16 protein-coding genes are annotated in these 18,928 nt (G+C 44.3%); 1 reads left to right on the plus strand and 15 read right to left on the minus strand.

From position 1 onward, the window contains the following. Nucleotides 1-22: 22 nt before the first annotated feature. Nucleotides 23-1,354 (minus strand): valine--pyruvate transaminase, encoded by a 1,332-nt coding sequence (locus JFC08_RS07130; protein ID WP_198330236.1) that lies wholly within the window; start codon nucleotides 1,352-1,354, stop codon nucleotides 23-25. A gap of 490 nt (nucleotides 1,355-1,844) precedes the next feature. On the opposite strand from JFC08_RS07130, the gene JFC08_RS07135 reads away from it, so the two are divergent. Further along, on the plus strand, nucleotides 1,845-2,702 hold the full coding sequence (locus JFC08_RS07135; RefSeq protein WP_045453854.1) for a DUF4760 domain-containing protein: 858 nt from the start codon (nucleotides 1,845-1,847) through the stop codon (nucleotides 2,700-2,702). A 48-nt stretch (nucleotides 2,703-2,750) separates the two neighbouring features. Here JFC08_RS07135 and JFC08_RS14040 read toward each other — a convergent pair whose 3' ends face one another. The 14 genes from JFC08_RS14040 to JFC08_RS07205 form a co-directional block, all read right to left on the minus strand. Then, entirely contained in the window at nucleotides 2,751-3,005 is a 255-nt protein-coding gene (locus JFC08_RS14040; RefSeq protein ID WP_353511621.1) for a DUF3969 family protein, read from the minus strand. A gap of 79 nt (nucleotides 3,006-3,084) precedes the next feature. Beyond that, complete coding sequence (locus JFC08_RS07145; protein ID WP_198330237.1) at nucleotides 3,085-5,730, minus strand: ABC transporter permease; 2,646 nt, start codon at nucleotides 5,728-5,730, stop codon at nucleotides 3,085-3,087. 19 nt (nucleotides 5,731-5,749) lie between these two features. Next, nucleotides 5,750-6,469, minus strand: a complete 720-nt coding sequence (locus JFC08_RS07150; protein ID WP_198330238.1) for an ABC transporter ATP-binding protein — start codon at nucleotides 6,467-6,469, stop codon at nucleotides 5,750-5,752. A gap of 12 nt (nucleotides 6,470-6,481) precedes the next feature. Continuing rightward, nucleotides 6,482-7,306, minus strand: coding sequence for an arylesterase (locus JFC08_RS07155; RefSeq protein ID WP_198330239.1), 825 nt, complete (start codon nucleotides 7,304-7,306; stop codon nucleotides 6,482-6,484). An 87-nt stretch (nucleotides 7,307-7,393) separates the two neighbouring features. Next, the gene (locus JFC08_RS07160; RefSeq protein WP_227697691.1) at nucleotides 7,394-8,662 is read right to left on the minus strand and encodes an MFS transporter; all 1,269 of its coding nucleotides are present in this window, start codon (nucleotides 8,660-8,662) and stop codon (nucleotides 7,394-7,396) included. A gap of 433 nt (nucleotides 8,663-9,095) precedes the next feature. After that, nucleotides 9,096-9,341, minus strand: a complete 246-nt coding sequence (gene nqrM / locus JFC08_RS07165; RefSeq protein WP_045447638.1) for a (Na+)-NQR maturation NqrM — start codon at nucleotides 9,339-9,341, stop codon at nucleotides 9,096-9,098. 169 nt (nucleotides 9,342-9,510) lie between these two features. Then, complete coding sequence (locus tag JFC08_RS07170) at nucleotides 9,511-10,641, minus strand: FAD:protein FMN transferase (RefSeq protein WP_227697692.1); 1,131 nt, start codon at nucleotides 10,639-10,641, stop codon at nucleotides 9,511-9,513. 142 nt (nucleotides 10,642-10,783) lie between these two features. After that, nucleotides 10,784-11,584 carry an SDR family NAD(P)-dependent oxidoreductase gene (locus tag JFC08_RS07175; RefSeq protein ID WP_198330242.1) on the minus strand — a complete coding sequence of 267 codons (801 nt, stop codon included), beginning with the start codon at nucleotides 11,582-11,584 and terminating at the stop codon, nucleotides 10,784-10,786. A 190-nt stretch (nucleotides 11,585-11,774) separates the two neighbouring features. Further along, on the minus strand, nucleotides 11,775-13,010 hold the full coding sequence (nqrF, locus tag JFC08_RS07180) for an NADH:ubiquinone reductase (Na(+)-transporting) subunit F (RefSeq protein ID WP_045447641.1): 1,236 nt from the start codon (nucleotides 13,008-13,010) through the stop codon (nucleotides 11,775-11,777). A 123-nt stretch (nucleotides 13,011-13,133) separates the two neighbouring features. Further along, on the minus strand, nucleotides 13,134-13,742 hold the full coding sequence (gene nqrE / locus JFC08_RS07185; RefSeq protein WP_011281361.1) for an NADH:ubiquinone reductase (Na(+)-transporting) subunit E: 609 nt from the start codon (nucleotides 13,740-13,742) through the stop codon (nucleotides 13,134-13,136). After that, complete coding sequence (locus JFC08_RS07190; RefSeq protein WP_055125671.1) at nucleotides 13,742-14,413, minus strand: NADH:ubiquinone reductase (Na(+)-transporting) subunit D; 672 nt, start codon at nucleotides 14,411-14,413, stop codon at nucleotides 13,742-13,744. Before JFC08_RS07190 ends, nqrE begins: the two co-directional genes overlap by 1 nt. A 1-nt stretch (nucleotide 14,414) precedes the next feature. Next, nucleotides 14,415-15,320, minus strand: a complete 906-nt coding sequence (locus JFC08_RS07195; protein ID WP_198330243.1) for a Na(+)-translocating NADH-quinone reductase subunit C — start codon at nucleotides 15,318-15,320, stop codon at nucleotides 14,415-14,417. Then, entirely contained in the window at nucleotides 15,301-16,536 is a 1,236-nt protein-coding gene (locus JFC08_RS07200; RefSeq protein ID WP_055125672.1) for an NADH:ubiquinone reductase (Na(+)-transporting) subunit B, read from the minus strand. The genes JFC08_RS07195 and JFC08_RS07200 overlap by 20 nt, the downstream gene beginning before the upstream one ends. A 5-nt stretch (nucleotides 16,537-16,541) precedes the next feature. Beyond that, nucleotides 16,542-17,894: a Na(+)-translocating NADH-quinone reductase subunit A gene (locus tag JFC08_RS07205; RefSeq protein WP_087815133.1), complete on the minus strand. Its 1,353-nt coding sequence runs from the start codon at nucleotides 17,892-17,894 to the stop codon at nucleotides 16,542-16,544. Between the last annotated feature and the right edge of the window lie 1,034 nt (nucleotides 17,895-18,928).

An 18,928-nucleotide genomic window follows, 5' to 3' on the forward strand; every position in this document is an offset into this window, starting at 1 on the left:
CGCCACCAAGATATTTAGAAACCTATTTCTGATTATACAACCCACGTACCACTTCACCAATCGCTGCAATACCATCAGTCAGTGTCTGCTCATCAGCGGCGATACTCATACGAATACACTCATGTGCATGCTGATAATCGCTGACATCGACACCAGGGAAGAAATACTGACTTGGTACAATGAGCGTGCCTTTTTCTTTTAAAATCTCGTACAGCTCAACCGTGGTAATCGGCAAATCTTTAAACCACAACCATAAGAATATCGCGCCTTCAGGCTTATGAATCATCAACGGATAATCGCCCAATGCTTCTTTTAACAGCTTCACGGCAAGAGTGGCCTGCTTTTGATAAAACGGCTTAATCTCATTATCGGCTAACTGCTTGATACGGTCGTTTTCTACCAATGGCGTGGCAATCGCTGCACCAAAACGTGTCGGCGCTAGATTCACCACCGCATTCATCGCGCTGACCGCTTCGATCACTTTCGCATCGGCTACTATAATACCGGTACGCATACCGGGCAGGCCAATTTTAGACAGGCTAAAGCACAGAATCGTATTGTTATCCCACGTCAAATGCGCGTCTGAATAGATGATATTAGGGAAGGGCATACCGTAGGCATTATCGATGATAAGGGGTATGTCATAACGTTCGGCAATCTCGGCCAAATGCGCCATTTCTTCATCGGTCAACACGTTGCCAGTCGGGTTGGTCGGGCGTGAGCAGCAAATCGCGCCAATACGACCTTCCTTTAGCGCTGGCAAGTTTTCTAACGCGTCAAAATCCACCCGATATTTAAAAAACCCTTCCGCGCCGTCATGAGTCACTTCATCGATATGTGGCAATACCGCTGCGAAATGCTGACCTTCGACATGCACGTCGCTATAGCCGATATACTCAGGGGTCAATGGCAGTAGGATGGACTTGTCGACAGATTCGTTCTTTTCATCCTGACTGTTTTCATTAGCAAAAGCGCCGCCAAACAGATTAAACAAATAGAAAAACGCATTCTGTGAGCCATTGGTCAAGGCAATATTTTCTGACGTTAGATTCCAATCATAATGACGGTTAAAGAAACCAACCAACGCATCGATAAAGGCGGCATCACCTTGTGGATTAGAGTAATTCGCCATGCTAATAATCGCGCTGCTATTGGCTTCTCCTGCATCATTGTCATTACCAAGTGCTTTATACGTCTCCAAAAATAGCTCATTAACGGCATCAATTTTGGCAGGGTTACCACCACCCAGCATGTTGACTGGCTGATCGCTTTTTAGCGCATCGCCTAGATCGTCCATTAATTGTGAGATGCCAGTTGGCTGGGTAAATTTTTGACCGAACTTTGAGAATTTCATAAGGCTACCATGCTGTTTGGGAGGGTTTGATAAGAAGGAATTTGATTGATAAAAGTTGGGCTAGTATAGCAAAAGATAGGGGGTCGGGGAGAGATGTTCAGGGGCAGATGTGGATTGAAAAGAGTTTAGTTTATACATATTATTGATATAATTATCCTATAAAAGTCTTGTTTATCTCTAATTTGTCGTGTATTCTGAAATTTATCTATTGACAAGAAAGATAAATTTGTGTATAATTAAGCTCTGGCTTATCAATATTCTTTAAGAATATTGATAAGCCAGAGCGGAAAAATAAACTAATGTTCGTTTTATATTTACGTAAATTAATACTAACTCTACATTGTAGTACATAAAATTTTTGTACTATGTATATACGTAGTGTATTTTTTATCTGTAAATCAACTTAGTACGGAAGTGAAATTAAGCTTACAATTCTACTTAGTTAGGAGAATTCAAATGGTAAAATTTGATATGTTCAAGAAGGTTACTCATGAAGGATGGGATGGTTAAATTAAGAAGAAAACTCAAATTACCTATAATAGCCCCTATTGTATTGTTTACACTAGGGGCTATTTGGTTGTGGTGGCACTATCAGATAAATTACTCAGATGTTGTAGTATCAGCTTCAGATGAAGTGACGGTACGAAGCTTCCAAGATAGTGTGTATAGAGTAGTTCTTGGATCCTTCCCTAGCTATGTTTTAGTGGCTGTAGCTACAATAGGTTTATATCTAACTTATCAGTCTATACAAAGTAGTAAATCTTCTAGTAGAAAACAATTAACAATACAACTTGTGACAGAACTCAATGAAAATAAAAGATTGCAAAATACTAAGAACTTAATTTTTGTTAAGGGAAATGATCTGCCCCAATATTATAGCCAGCTAGACAATCATGAATACAAAAATAAATCCGACGAAGAAATATCTAAAGAAATTAGACATAAAGAAGATTTTATAATATTTAAGCATATAAAAATAAACAAAAGTTTTCTAAAGAATGAAAAAAAAAGAAAAATAGATGTCGAAGAAGAGAAAAAGAAAAGATATAAGAGAATACTAGAAGACGAAAAGTTAAAAGATGATATTCATTATGTACTAAACTATTACGAACAAGTTGCCTTAGGAATACGTGTAAAAGCTTTCGAAGAAGAGATTTTTAAAAATTTACACTACTCTAGTTTTATGAAAGTTTGGCAATATGCTCACCCATTAATTCTTAGAATTCGTGCAATCAGCGGTAAGAAGACTATTTATCAGGAAATAGAGTATCTGGCAAGAAAGTGGGATAATGAGCCAATTAAAATGCACTCACTAAATATAGAAATAATTGACGACAATTATGAATAGTTAGTGGACTATAAGCAGTTAAACAAAGTTTAGGAAACTCCCTTTAGCTCATATCGAAGTTATCATTTTCGACAACTCATGCAAGCCTTCACAATCATCTACGATATCTAAATGACTGACCAATAACTGTTCAAGTTGTGTTAGTTCCTGCTGATACTTTTCAATAACTAATATAGACAATATATCTTCGAGTTCAAGCGCCTGATTAATAATAGGCGCTAACCCTTTTAAGTCGTTGTTTTCCTTGATTGTTGATAACCTGTCAAGGCTGAAAATCAAAAAATGAGCTTGGTCAATGCTGATCTCACTAAGAGGTAAAAGTTAAATAATTCTTATCAAAAAATCACTAACTATCATGTCATTTGAGTTCATAGCGTACCTTCTAAACCATCGCCCTAACTCTCGCCATAATCCCGCGCCCAATCACCAGTTTCACATAAATAATGGCAATAGCGAATAGCAAGACAACTAATGCTGCACCACCCATAGCTAGATTTGCCCACGGCATACTAAACTGTAGATTAAACCATTGAGTGATAGCCGCCCATGCGCCAACGCTAGCGATGACGACGGCAAATATCGCCGCGCTAATACCAAGCACACCCAGCTCTAAGATATTGAGCATATATAGGTCACGCTTTTGCATGCCTAGTAGTCTAAATGACGCGCTGTCTTTCATGCGATCTTGTGAGGTGGACAGTAGCGAGCTGATCAGCACCATGACCCCAGTGAGCAGAGCAAGCAAGGTAAACACATAGACCAAGCGGCTCATTTGTACAACCAGCTCTTGGATTTGCTTGGCAATGGCAGTGCCGTCAATCGTGGTGACAGCAGGGAACTCGCGTACCAGTTTGCCTTGTAGTTCTGGAATGTCATTCTCTGATACGTGGGCAGTAGCAAATTGAATTTGCGGAGCTGCGGACAGCACCGACGGCTCAAACAGGAAATAAAAATACGGACTTGGGCCACGCTCATAGCGCGTGCGAATACTGGTGATTTGCCCGATGATTTCGATACCTTGAATGTTAAAGCGCACCTTATCGCCCATACCGACATTGAGCATACTGGCGGCAGTATCTAAGATAGATAAGGGTTTGACTTGCTCATCTGTCGCATCGATAGGGGTATATAGCGCGTCGTCTGTGAGCGACTCAGTGATATATTCGGTCTCCATGACCGTATCTGCGTAGCTCAAATTAAACACACGCGTAGGGTCATCAAACCCATCCTCAGGCTCAATATCTTTTGCCGGTACGTCATTTGCCGTCTCCACACGGGCACGAATGACGGGATAATAAGTGACGGGTGCTTCAATGATCGCATCAATATCGTCATGTTGATCGCTCTGCACATCCAGTAAAAACAGATTAGGCGCATCTTCAGGATAAGCATTGATAAACTGCGCATTGATACTGTGATTGAGGGTGGTGATAAGCGTCAGAACCGCGACCGACAGCGATAAGGTGACAAAGAATAGCGCTGATTGGTTACCTTTACGCGCAAGGTTATGAATAGCAATGCGCTGCATCCAACTGACCTTGGTATTGCTCGCTAACTTGGCAAGTAGCCAGAGCCACCCACGCGCCAGCAGCCAAAATATCGCTACAAAACCGATCAAGCCGCCCAATAGCTGTGCGCCTAACGACAGTGAGCCCACTTCATAAGCAAAGAAGGCATACAACCCTGCCAGCACCAAGCCATACCATAGTAATGGCACGCGCCGATACCAAGGCAGGTTTTGTGTCTGGGTGCTCGCCCCTTGATTGAGTAGGGTAGCGGGTTTGGTGGTGTTAAGCGCGCTTAAACCACGCTGCGCAATCAGCAACGTCAGGACTAAAGCAATCACAATGGTTTTGACCGCACTGATTGGATTGATGGCGAGACCAACATCGGCAGGCAAGATAGCCACCAGATACGGCTGACCAATTTTAAGCAAACCTAGACTCAGTATAATCGCGGCGACACAAGCAATGGCAGTGGTGACGATAAGCAGTTGATAGTAGCTGCGCTTGAGTGAGCCAAGCGGTTCACCTAATGCCAAGCGAATGGCATTAGGTGACTGCTGCTTGGTGACAAACGCACTAATGACGCCGTACATGGCGACCGCAGAAAGTAGCAACACTGCGATGACCAGTAACTTTAAAAACATCAGTACATTATCAGAGATACGCGAGACCGAAGTGTCTGCGGACTCTGCGTCAGAGAGCTCGATATCAGGATAGTTGGTCAGTATCTCTGTGAGCGCATCACGCTGCGTCGTTATCAGTTCGGGATCGCCTGCCATCTCAATACGATAGTTTATTCGGCTGCGTTGCCCCAATAGGTTGGTTGACGGGAGTGAGTCTTGATGCATTAAGACACGCCCACCAAACCCAAAGGTGGTCAGCGGGCGATCAGGTTCTTTTGTCAATACATCACTTATTGTGAACTGCGCATCACCAATGGTAATGCGGTCACCGACATTGGCCTGTAGACTACTGAGCACTTCTGGCGCGACGATCACGCTGTCAGAGGTTAGCTGCTCCCACAGCGGCTGTCCTGAGGCAAGCTCCGCTGTACCGTATAAGGGATACGACGGTGAGACCGCTTTAATGCTAGCAAGCAAGGTTCGCTCATCATTGACCAGCATGGCGCTAAACTGATAGTCATACACCGTCTGCGTATCGGGGATGGTTTCTACCTGCGTCAATACTTCACTTGGCCAGTCTTGTTTACTGTTTAAAATCAAATCGCCACCAACGAGCGCGCGCTGATTGTCATTGATATAGCGATCGACAGACTGCTGCACAGAATCGAGGGTTAGGTAAGTTGCAAGCGATAGGGTTAATGTCAGCAGAAACAATACCGGATATACCCAGCGCTGCCACCAACTACGGCTGAGTGCCTGTGAGCCTAGTGTTTGAAAACCTAGGGTACGGGTAAATAATTGGTTTAGGATACCGCTAGGATAGCTGGACTCTTGACGCATACTGGTATCAGTCTTTTTTGTATCAGCTGGTGGTTTATTGTCTGTGGGCTTACTATTCATTAAGATACAATCCAGTTATTCATGTAGGTACAATCCGCCCATCATGCATGGTGATGACACGATCTGCCATTTTGGCAAGTGCAGGGTCATGAGTCACAACGACCAGTGCTGAACCAACCTGTTGGCGTAAGTCCAATAGCAACTGCATGACTTGATCGGCATTTTGCTCATCGAGGTTGCCTGTTGGCTCATCCGCAAACACAATCTTTGGATGCGATACCAGTGCGCGTGCCACAGCTGTACGTTGCTGCTCACCACCTGACAACTGATTGGGCAAGCTATGACGGCGATGACCCAAATCAACGGCATCAATTAGCTCGTCTACTCGTGCTGGGTTTGGACGTCTCGCAATATCAAGTGGAAAGGCGATGTTTTCGGCTACTGTCAAGGTTGGCAGTAGGTGAAACGACTGAAAGACAAAGCCCATATCGTGCTGACGAATGACCGCTAGCGCATCTTCGTCAAGACTGCTTAACATTTGACCTGCTAGCGACACCGTACCGCTATCGGGATAATCTAGCGCCGCCAGTAATCCTAGCAAGGTGGATTTACCTGAGCCTGATTTGCCCATAATGACCACAAACTCGCCAGCGTTGACATAGATATCTACGTCTTTAATGATTGATAGGGTTTGCTCGCCGACTTGCACGGTTTTGTTTAATTGCGAGGCGGTGAGGAGAACTTCTTTTTTATAATCTACTTGTGGCGTTGAAGCGGCAATCGAAGGTGATGATGTCATTACAGTGTCTCGTTAAGTAGTCTCATTTGTCGTATTTTTTGTCGTCTCATCTTGAGCATTTTCAGTTGCGTTGTCTGCATCGGCTATTTTTAGCGCTTCTAGTTTAGGCGCTAGGATAGGCAAGATATTGTCATTAACGATAATTGCGTAGCCTTCTTTAGTCGGATGAATGGCATCGGCTTGATTGAGCGCAGGATCACCGCCCACACCATCCAAGAAGAAAGGAATCAGCGTCACGTTCATGTCTTTGGCGACGCGAGGATATATCGCTGCAAATGACTTTACATACTCAGAGCCAAGGTTGTCATAGATCTGCATGCCGCCCAAAATGACGATACTGCCATTATCCTGTAGACGTTTGACCGCGGTACGAATATTGTCTTCAACTGTCGCCACATCGATACCGCGTATGGCATCGTTAGCACCGATAGTCAAAATCGTCACATCAGGCTTAGTTTGCAACACCCAGTCTAAGCGATTGACCAATCCCGTGCTGGTTTCACCGCTCAATCCTGAATTGATAACTTTGGCATTGTCGTAACCCATTGCTTGCAGACGATCTTCTAACTGAGCAGGATAGTTGTCATCTTTGTCCACCCCAAGACCTTCTGTCAGGGAGTCGCCCAATGCCAAGATCGTTAATGGCGCTTGCTGTGCAGTGGATGTTGCCGGTTGCTCAGAATTTGTCGTTTGAGGTTCGGCAGTTTGAGTGCTATTTTGCATGCCATTATTGGCGGTAGGTTCAGATGGTTTTTGGCAACCACCGAGCGCCATTATGGCTGTTAAAATAGCCAATGTTGGTAAGTGTCGAGCGAAACGAATGGATAAATTCATCATGATTATTCTGTCCTATAAGCAATCAAACCAGTGTAGCAAAATAAGACAGACACCAATATTATCCTAAGGTTACTGTAGTTTTTGACATTAAAGCTTTTTGCCATCGACCATCACTGGACGACTCACTACCCAAGCAATGACGACGTTGATAACCATCAAAATGAGCATAATGAATAGTGGTAAATCCCAACTGCCAGTCGCTTCATGTAGCCAACCTGTCCCTAAGGGACCGAAAAACGCAATCAAATAACCGACGAATTGCGCCATACCCGACAGCTCACTAGATTGGTTGGTCGTATAAGTACGTAAGGAGAACAGCATCATACTCAAGGTGAAAATAGCGGAGCAGCCAATGCCCATCAGACCTGACCACAACCACGCGAGGTCGGTAGATAAATAATTGATTCCTAAAATACCAATAACATTCAGCACCGCTGCAAACACCGCCAGCGCCTGAATAGGGCGGCCGCGATTGATCAGCCATGTCAGGCTCAAAATAGAGACTGGCGCCATAAACTGAAACACTGAAGCCATTTGTCCTGCCTGCACTGCAGATAGCCCTTTGCTGACCCAAATGGATGGCAAAAAACTGGCAACGGTATAAAATAATAGTGATTGCAGCCCCATAAATACCGCAATTTGCCAAGCAAAAGGCGTACGCCACATGGAGATGTCAGACGCTCCAGAGGTAGGTGGCACAATTGCTTGATTACTAGAGGAACCAAGCTGCAACCGTAAAAATATCCAAATAACGATCGCAAAAATGCCCAATAGCGACCACCCACCCAGTGCCCATTGCCAACCCACCTGCTCAGATAATGGTAGTACAACTCCAGCGACGATACCTGCCGTTACCGTCATCGTTAGACTAAATAGTCCTGTTATGAGTGGAATATGCTGGGGCGTACGCTGTTTGATAACAGGGGCAGCTAAGGTGTTCGCAAAACCGATAGCCAGGGTCAACAATAACGTACCAATCAAAAATCCAGACCAAGTGGGAATAACGGTACGAATCATCATACCAGTGGTTAATAATGCAATCATCGCAATGAGTGTATTCTCAAGCCCAAAACGCTTACCAATGGCTGGCGCGATCAGTGCGCCCACCGCAAAAGTCAGCATGGGCACTGCTCCTAGCCAACCAATCTGCGTCTCAGAGATATTGAGGGCATCTTGTACAACAGGGGCAATAGAGCCGAGAGCAACAATAGGCGCACGCATATTGGTGGCGAGCAAAATCATGGCACATAAAATGAGCCAAAAAGTGAAGCGTGAGGAGGGCAGCTCAAACGGTGACGGCGTATCTGAATGAGACTGTAATGGCACATCAGGTGGCAAATCAGTAGAGGTAGACATAGCAGCACGACTATTAGAATAAGAAAAAGGACACGTCATTAAACAGCGCCGAAGCATCGTCGCTTGTAAATAACACCAAAGAAAACGCACCTAGACGGTGACTAAAATCATTAATTAGAATCGTAAATTAGAACTAGAGATTACTTGCAGAATACAAGATATATGAGTAACCATTTTGAAAGCGCGCTTATCTTCAATCGCCTATCAACTGGATACGGTATTAGATTTATTTAGTCTACTATTATTAACAGGCCTTGCACGTGCCGTATTTATATCCAAGATATCTTAAAGCGATGCTAACTAGATACGTCGCGGCTGGCACAACTAAAAATAGCGCCAGTCCCTTTCAAAGGACTAGGCGCTATTATAAGAACAGATGTTAGGTAAATACTACCAGCGTATAGTAACAAACGCGGTATTTATAAAATTTAGTTTATACAGGTTTGCCTAGCTGAGCGGCTTTAAGGGCATTTTCTTGCTGTTCTGCCACGATTGAATCACACTTATTGGGATCATTTCCACAAAACGAGCAATTTTCATCACCCATTAGTTTAGCAACGCCGCCACAAGATCCTCTAAGCGGCTTCTTTTTGACCATATAACCGATACCCATAAAGATAAAGAACAGGACGAATACGGTAAAGGTAATGGCAAGCATGGGAAGCAATTGACTAAGCATAGAGGAAACCTCGATTTTTAAAAATAGTGTGGCTATTTACTAGGGTAATACCTTAATAGTATAGCAAGATCAGTATAGCAAATTTTTGTATGGCTCGTTGATGGTTATCGAGCCGTTTACAGTATTGCGACTAAGCTCTATTGCGACTAAGCTCTATTGCGACTAGGTTCTAAGGCTGTTTGTCAGCACGTAATGCTTGCATTGCTGGTGTTTGTACCACTTGCCACTGGTCAGTATTCTTATCAGAATCCGTCGCCTTTGCATCATCAGCTAAAACAACAAACAAGGCAGCTATATCTTGTGCTTTGGCTGTCGCAAGGGCTTTTTTATAAGGCATCGCAGTGAGGGCAGTTGCCCACGCATCTGCCAAGGCGACTGAGTCTGCTGCAACGGTTACCGATGGTGCACCGCCCGCGATAGGCTGGCCAGTGGTTGGATCAATCGTATGACTGTAGCGCTGACCGTCGAATATGACGGAATTACGATAGTTGCCAGAAGTTGCCAAATACATCTGATTATCGGTATTGATGGGTTGACGAATCGCTGATATTGTCTGACGCTCGCTGACCGTACTGTCCTCAATAGGTGCATCAATCGCAATTTGCCACGGCTGCTGTTGGTTATTGACCCCAGAGGTTGCAATTTCACCCCCTATCTCTACCATGTAGTTGCGAATTTGATAGTCATCTCTGAGCACATCGGCGATTACATCGACGCCATAACCTTTAGCAACTGCTGAGAAATCAAGCCCGACGCCGTCTTTGGTTTTATAAATGCTCTGCTCTTTTTGTACAATGCTTTCAAAATCGACCAAGGCTTTTGCTTGAGCAATCTCAAGTGCCGTCGGTGGACTTTGCAAGCGCTCAACGGTCATGGTGCTACCAAAGCCCCAAGTATCTACCAATGGCATGACGGTAGGATCAAAGGCGCCACCAGATTGCTGATAGACGATTCGTGACACATCAAGTACGTGAGCAAAATCTGCATCGATAGTGAGAGGGATGTCTTTACCTAAATGGTTGAACTTAGAGATAGTAGAGTCTGCTTGATAGGTAGACATACTGTCATTGATTTGCTGCAAGCGCTTATCAATCGACGCTTGGATGGCCGCTTCATCTGTATTCGCAGGTAGCTGATAACTGATATGGTAGCTCGTTCCCATGGTCTCACCGCTGAGATAGTCATAATCTGGCGTTTGCTGGCAAGCGCTAAGACTGAATACAGCACTGATAGCCATAACGGGCAATAAGGTAGTTTTCATCGATTTTCTAGACAATGAGAGTGGGGATAATTTTTGCATTATTGGTTTTCTCATATTAATCATAATGGCTTTTATGACAAAAGGGTGAGTGGCACGTTCTATTAGCGTCGCCCATTTTACACCCCTTGTCACCCATAACGCCAATCATCGACTTAAGACCTAGTGGCTTAAACGACTAGATTTACTTTACTTTTGATTCACGGATGAGCTTATATAGTTTTGGTGGCGATAGGCGGTTGACTGTGGTCGCCAGTTTTTCTTTAGTGCCTGCCACGATGATATATTCTTCACCCTTAATCAGGGCTTTTATGACTTGTTTGGCAAAGGTAGCTGCAGTTAATCCTTTATTAGTCGCCTCGTCCATCGTTCCTTGCGCGCTACCATCACCAGTCAAGGCGTTAATAGAAATACTGGTTTGAATAAATCCTGGGAATATCGTCGCCACCTCTATGCCTTGTTCATGCAGTTCTGCACGCAGACTGTTTGCCCACATATGAAGTGCGGCTTTGGCTGCTCCATAAGCGCCGCGATATTGCGTGCCTAATAAACCTGCCACACTTGATACCATGACAATTTTGCCGCTACCTTGTGTGACCATATCTGGCAATACCAGTCTGGTAAGACGTGTCTGCGCAAAATAATCTATCTCCATAATTTGGCGCTCAACTTCTTCAGTGGTTTCCATAATAAGCGAGCGTTGACTGATGCCAGCATTATTAATGAGCCAATCAATTTTTCCAGCTTGAGCTTTAGCTGTCTCATACGCGTCTTGTGCTTGTTTAGCATCGGTGATATCAAAAGGGATGATGAAATGGTTTTTGCTATTTTTACAGCGGCTTTTGACTGCTACTAATTTTGCCTCATCACGCCCACTTAAAATAATGGTGGCACCACGTTTGGCAAAGGCGATAGATAATGCTGCACCGATACCACTAGAAGCACCAGTAATCCAAATGGTCAAATCTTTAATGTTGGTTTTCATAAGAATCCTTTCTTAAGGCAATAAACAATTAATAATATAGTAGAGGGCAGGCGGTCTGCCATTTAGATTTGTAGGCTTATTATGCAAGGGTTACATTTAGTCAAAGCCAAAAAAAGAGCCTCAATTGAGACTCTTTTTTATTTATCACTTTAGAATACTTTTTTACGTAACCATTTGCTTAGTTGCTCACTTAACCACCGAAGTCATCAAGCATGATGTTTTCATCTTCCACGCCCAAGCTGTGTAGCATGTCGATGACCGCTGCATTCATCATCGGTGGCCCACACATGTAGTATTCACAGTCTTCTGGGTTTGGATGGTTTTTCAGATAATTTTCAAGTAGTACATTATGGATAAAGCCGGTTGGACCTTCCCAATTGTCTTCTGGTAAGGGATCAGACAATGCTACATGCCACTCAAAGTTATCGAACTCTTCTGCTAGTTGATCATAATCTTCAACATAGAACATCTCACGAATAGAGCGTGCACCATACCAAAAGCTGATTTTACGCTTAGTGTGTAAGCGTTTAAGCTGATCGAAGATGTGCGAGCGCATCGGTGCCATACCAGCACCACCACCAACGAAAATCATTTCAGCGTCAGTCTCTTTGGCAAAGAATTCACCATAAGGACCTGAAACTGTCACTTTATCGCCAGGTACTAAGCTAAATACCCATGATGACATTTTGCCTGGTGGAATGCCGTCAGGACCGCGTGGCGGTGGACTGGCGATACGAATATTAAACTTAATAAGGCCTTTTTCTTCAGGGTAGTTGGCCATCGAGTAAGCACGAATAACTGGCTCATCAACTTTTGAGACATAGTTGAAAATACCAAATTTTTCCCAGTCTTCACGGTATTCTTCGTCAATGATAAAGTCTTTATAATGCACTTCATGCGGTGGCGCCTCTAACTGCACATAACCACCGGCACGGAAGTTTACTTCTTCGCCATCTGGAATCTTAAGAACCAGCTCTTTAATAAAGGTAGCAACGTTATCATTAGAGAGAACTTCACATTCCCACTTTTGTACATCAAAAAACTCAGGGTCAATCTCGATTTTCATGTCTTGCTTAACGGCTACCTGACAAGCCAAACGCATGTGATTGCGAATTTCGCCTTGAGTAAAATAGCCTTCTTCGGTGGGCAAGATAGAGCCGCCCCCTTCAATAACGCGGCAACGACACTGCGCACAAGTACCACCGCCACCACAGGCTGAAGATAAGAAAATACCTTCGCTTGCAAGGGTTTGTAGTAATTTACCGCCTGCTGGGGTCACGACGTCATTATCGGGATTATCATTGATATGGATGGTAACATCGCCTGAACTGACCAGTCTTGAGCGCGCCGCCAAAATAATGGCAACGAGGCCCATGATGATCAAGGTAAACATAGCAACGCCACCAATCGCCGTAGCGTAATCCATGGTAGGTATCCTTAATCTATGGAGTAGGGGTGCGAAAATACGTCATTGCGTGTTTCCTGAACCCCTACCGAATAAATGAATTAAATAGGTCAAATCGCTAAATAGGCTGTTAAGCTTAGCGGTCTAAATTGACATACCGCCGAAAGACATAAAGCCAAGTGACATCAGACCAACTGTGATAAAAGTAATACCAAGACCACGCAGCGGTGCTGGAATGTCTGAGTATTTTAACTTTTCACGGATACCGGCCAATGCGGTAATCGCCAATGCCCAACCGAAGCCTGCGCCCACACCATACACGACAGATTCGCCGAAATTATAGTCACGCTCTACCATAAATAGTACACCACCTAAGATGGCGCAGTTCACAGTGATAAGTGGCAAGAACACCCCAAGGGCGTTATACAGACTAGGAACGAACTTATCGAGGAACATCTCTAGAATCTGTACGGTCGCAGCAATCAAGCCGATATAACTGAGCAAGCCCAAAAAGCTTAAATCGATATCAGGGAAACCTGCCCATGCCAGCGCACCATCTTTGAGAATGAACTGAAAGAGTAAGTTGTTTAATGGTACGGTAATCGCCATCACGACGACCACGGCAACACCCAGACCAATAGCGGTTGAAACCTTCTTTGATACGGCCAAGAAAGTACACATACCTAAGAAATAGGCCAGCGCCATATTCTCAATAAAGACTGAGGTTATAAATAAACTAACATAATGTCCCATTAGTGACCGCCTCCATGTGCCATGCCTTTAGACTGCGGCTTCATTACAAATTCAGCGTCTTCAACCTGCTCAGGTTTCCAGATACGGATAATGGCAATGAACAAACCAATAATAAAGAATGCTGACGGTGGCAACAGTAATAGACCGTTTGGAATATACCAACCGCCATCAGTGACAGGCTGTAGGATGGTGATACCAAACCACGTACCTGAGCCAAGTAGCTCACGGATAGTCGCAACAAACAGCAGAACCGCAGAATAGCCAAGACCATTACCAATACCATCTAAAAAGCTTGGCACTGGTGGATTGCTCATGGCAAATGCTTCGGCACGACCCATCACGATACAGTTGGTGATAATCAAACCAACGAAGACCGACAAGCCTTTACTCACATCATAAGCAACGGCTTTTAGCACCTGATCGACCAAAATAACCAAGGAAGCAATAATGGTCATCTGTACGATAATACGAATGCTTGAAGGGATTTGCTTACGAATGATCGAGATAAAGAAGCTTGAAAACGCCGTGACTAAGGTCAACGCCACACACATTACCATGGCATTAGCCATGCTTGTGGTGACAGCCAGTGCCGAACAGATACCAAGGATCTGTAGGGCAATGGGGTTATTATCAAAAATAGGCGAGGTTAAAATACTTTTAGTGTCAGCCATGTTATGCCTCCTTGCCGTTTGCTACTGGTCGTTTGGCTGCCAGTTCGGTTTCAGGTTGAGCGCTCAGCGTTGATTGCGTAGCGTGTGTATCTGCCGCATTATCAATCGCTTGACCACTCTCTTTACGTAGCGTATCTAAATAAGGCTTATAACCTTGCTCACCCAACCAAAACTGAATCATGTTACTGACACCGCGACCGGTCAAGGTTGCACCACTGATACCATCGACCCAGTTCTCTTTTGGTGTACCCGCTTTGGTCACACCAGTGGCAACATTACCGTTTTCGTCATATGAGTGGATACCGCTCCACTTCGCACGCCACTCTGGCTCTTCAATACGAGCACCCAGACCTGGGGTTTCTTTATGCTCATAAAAGCTGATACCTTTGATGGTATTCATATCGCTTTCAAGGGTTAAGAAACCATAGATAGTGCCCCATAGTCCATAGCCTTGAATCGGCAAAACAACCATTTCAGGTTTGCCTGCGTCATCTTTTTTAACATAGACTTTGGCATATTTGGGTTTACGACCAATACCAGCAGGATCGTCGTTGCCTAAATCTTCACTCAGTGCTTTATTCTTAGTCGCTTGGCTTGCGTCATAAGCATTACGATCAGGGATGCCAGCGGCTTTTAGCGCTTCATCATCAACGTAGCTGCCTTTACTTAAGTCAATAATTTCGACATCGAAATCTTTAAAACGTTCAGCAACATCATCTGCTGTATCAGACTCGGCATCGTACATGCCAGCGGCGACCAAGATGTTTTTGTTACGGTCTAAGCGTGCGTTTTCAATTTGAGCAGGTTTTAGACCAACCGCTACTGCTGAAACTAAGACGGAACACACCAAGCATAGCGTCAATGCCACACTGATGGTTTTCGCATTATTACTTTTGGGCTTGGACATAACGAACCCTCCGAGCTGTTTGGCGTTTGATGTTTGCTTGGGTCACAAAGTAATCAAACAATGGAGCAAATAAGTTGGCGAATAAAATGGCCAGCATGATGCCTTCTGGGAAAGCTGGGTTCACGACGCGAATCAATACCGTCATAAAACCAATCAAGATACCATAAGCCCAGCGGCCTTTATTGGTATGCGCAGCTGATACAGGATCGGTTGCCATAAATACGGCACCAAAGGCGAAGCCACCAATCACTAAATGCCAATAAAACGGCAGGTTCATCATCATATTGTCTTCAGAACCAATCATATTAAAGACAAGAGAAGTAGCAATCAGACCTACCACACAACCTGCCATAATACGCCATGAAGCAATACGCGTCCAAAGTAGAACGACGGCACCCATTAGGATAGCCAGTGTTGATACTTCACCGATACTGCCTTGCATATTACCTAAGAACGCATCACCCCAAGTGATTGCATTACCATAGACGTCGACGAAGTCTTGAGGAACTACGCCTAACGCGGCAAGACCAAGTGGTGTTGCACCAGAGAAACCATCGACCGCCGTCCATACTGAGTCACCAGACATATAAGCAGGGTAAGCAAAGTATAAGAATGCGCGACCCGATAGGGCAGGGTTCAGGAAGTTTTTACCTGTACCACCGAACACTTCTTTTGCGACTACGACACCAAAGATAATACCGAGGGCAACTTGCCATAACGGGATATCTGGTGGTAAACAAAGCGCAAACAGCACTGAGGTCACAAAGAAACCTTCGTTGACTTCATGGCCGCGTACCACAGCAAAGATAATCTCACAGAGAATACCGACCGCAAAAGTGACGATATAAATCGGTAAAAATTGCATCGCCCCGTAAACAAAGCTTGCCCAGATACTGTCTGGGTTATAGCCTGCCATACTGGTGATAACGGTACGCCAGCCTTCAGGCTGTAAACCAAGGGTTGCAATCGCCGTTAGTGCTTGATGACCGATGTTGTACATACCCCAAAACATGGCTGGGAAAGTACATAACCATACGGTAATCATAATACGCTTTAGGTCAATACCGTCGCGTACGTGTGATGCTGAGTATGTGGTTGAGCTTGGTTGACGCAAAAACGTATCAAACATCTCAAAGATAGCATAGTATTTTTCGTGTTTGCCACCTTTGGTGAAAGACGGCTCCATACGATCGAACATATTGTGTAAAAATTTCATCGTGGTTAGCCCTCCAGCTCAATGCGCGTCAAGTTATCACGCAAAATATCACCGAATTCATATTTGCCAGGAGATACGAAGGTGCATAATGCTAAATCTTCTTCGTCCAATTCGAGCACGCCCAAATCTACGGCGCTAATCATGTCTTCGACAATTAATGCACGTAGTAACTGTGTAGGCAGATAATCTTGCGGCATGACCTCTTCATAAACCCCGATAGGTACCATCGCTCGCGGTGAACCATTACTCGTGGTCGTAAAGTTATATTTCTTATTACCAAAAAACTTAGAAATATAAATAGGCAGCTTAGAGAAGCGGTTGGTGCCGACACTTAGGAAATGGAACGCTGGACGTTCACGCCCTTCAGGCAGCACACTGATTTGATTATGAAAACGACCAAGATAAGCCGTATTGCCAAACACTTTGCGACCTGACAACACCGAACCGGAAATAATGCGGTTCTCGCCAGCCGCCAGCTGTCCTTTGGTCAGAGCAGCGATATCAGCACCGCGCTCAGTAGCCACCAAATGTGGCTTGGTGACCGCAGGACCTGCCAAACTAATGATACGGCGCGTATATAAGCGACCGCTGGTGAATAGCTTACCGATCGCAATCACGTCTTGGTAGCCAATCGTCCATACGGTCACGCCGCGCATGATTGGGTGCAAAAAGTGAATGTGCGTGCCAGCCAGACCAGCAGGATGCTTACCAGCAAAGCTATGATACTCAGTGACATTATTAGCCGCCGTTTTGGCAACTGGCGTCAACTGGGCATCACCATGATGGCAAACAAAGGTCTTGGGGCTGAGTGTCGATAAGACAGCAAGTCCGTCATTGAACGCTTGCAACTGATCGCTAATCAGCAGCATTGGGTCAAATGCTAATGGATTGGTATCCATAGCGGTGACAAAAATAGCATGAGGACGGGCACCGATTTCTGGCGCACGGCTATAAGGGCGCGTGCGAAACGCGGTCCATTCGCCAGAGGCAAGCAGTTGGGTTTCAACAACTTCAGCGTCTAGGTCAGCAAGTTGCTGGGAGTCATAGCGCTCGAAGTCTACTTCTTCACCGTTTGGGTCGACCGCAATCACAAGGCTCTCAAACACACGACGTTCACCGCGTTTAATCGCGACGACTTTACCAGCAGCAGGGGCAGTATAGATAACGCCAACTCGTTTTTTGTCTTCAAAAACGGGCTGACCCTTTGCTACGATATCACCTTCTTTGACGTTCATCGTGGGCTTCATGCCCACATAATCATAGCCAATAACGGCGACATGTGTCGGTTGGTGCTCAGATATCTCGCGGGATGATTCACCGGTGATGGGCAAATCCAAACCTTTTTTGATGGTAATCATAAGCGAAAACTTAGTCCATAGTCTAAAACGATACCAGACGTCCTGTTTGGTATATCGGTAGCATGAACATCTGCGTCATTCAATAAAGCCCCCGCGTCTCTCTTCCTATAGTAGGATAGTGACAAAGGATCTCTAAAAATAACGCATGATCATAACTACTAGTAAGAGTATTAACGCTGACCTTAGACTCCTTAACAACACGTTAATGTCTTATTCGAATGACCAAAGTGGCGACTGGCTACCAAGGTGTATGTTAAAACCATCAAATCAAACGCAATCGTTCAAGCCTTTAGCGAAAATGATTGTGTAGACAATAGCTCTATCATACGTTTCATTGAAAATTAAAGCTTGTAACACCAGCGCAATTGACCAATCTTATCGGTTTGGTACCCTATTAATAGATACGCAATTAGATAAGAATGCAGCCAAAAGATGATCTATCGAAATAGATGATAAACTGGTTGACAGACAAACTAGCGAAGCCATTATTAAGTAGATTTCACTCACATCAATAAGCGGCTATACAGCTAGTAATGACTGTTCTAAAATAGTTAGCTAGTGATAGAGAGACGATAGAGACTATAAAAAAGAAAGAGGCGTCATTAGAGTTTAGTGCTGTAGAGTAGACTGTTTAGAGGCCACCAGTTGAAATTTCTAATATAACCCTTCTTAGCAATATGTCAGCCAACATCAAAAAGATGCATTTAGCTGCTGCTCGACTCATCCTGACCGCTATGCAACACTAAGCCATAAATGACTCAATAAAAAGCGCAGCGCATGGTTACTATCACATAGAAACAAATAAAAATTTACCTAGGATTATACGCTAAATTGACCTAAAATTGCCAGTCAGTAATTGAATTTATCTAATGTTGCCAGTGATTCAATGTATTAAAACTTATGGTTATGATTGACAGTTTTCTTATGGTCATTTCTATCTATCGAAGCGGATTTTGGGTCTATCATGGATAGCTTTTGATTCGTCTATATATTAAGTCACTTTTGACTGATGTTTTTATGCGTGTTTAGAGGGT

It is taken from the genome of Psychrobacter cibarius, from assembly GCF_016107535.1.
Classification (GTDB): Bacteria; Pseudomonadota; Gammaproteobacteria; order Pseudomonadales; family Moraxellaceae; genus Psychrobacter; species Psychrobacter cibarius.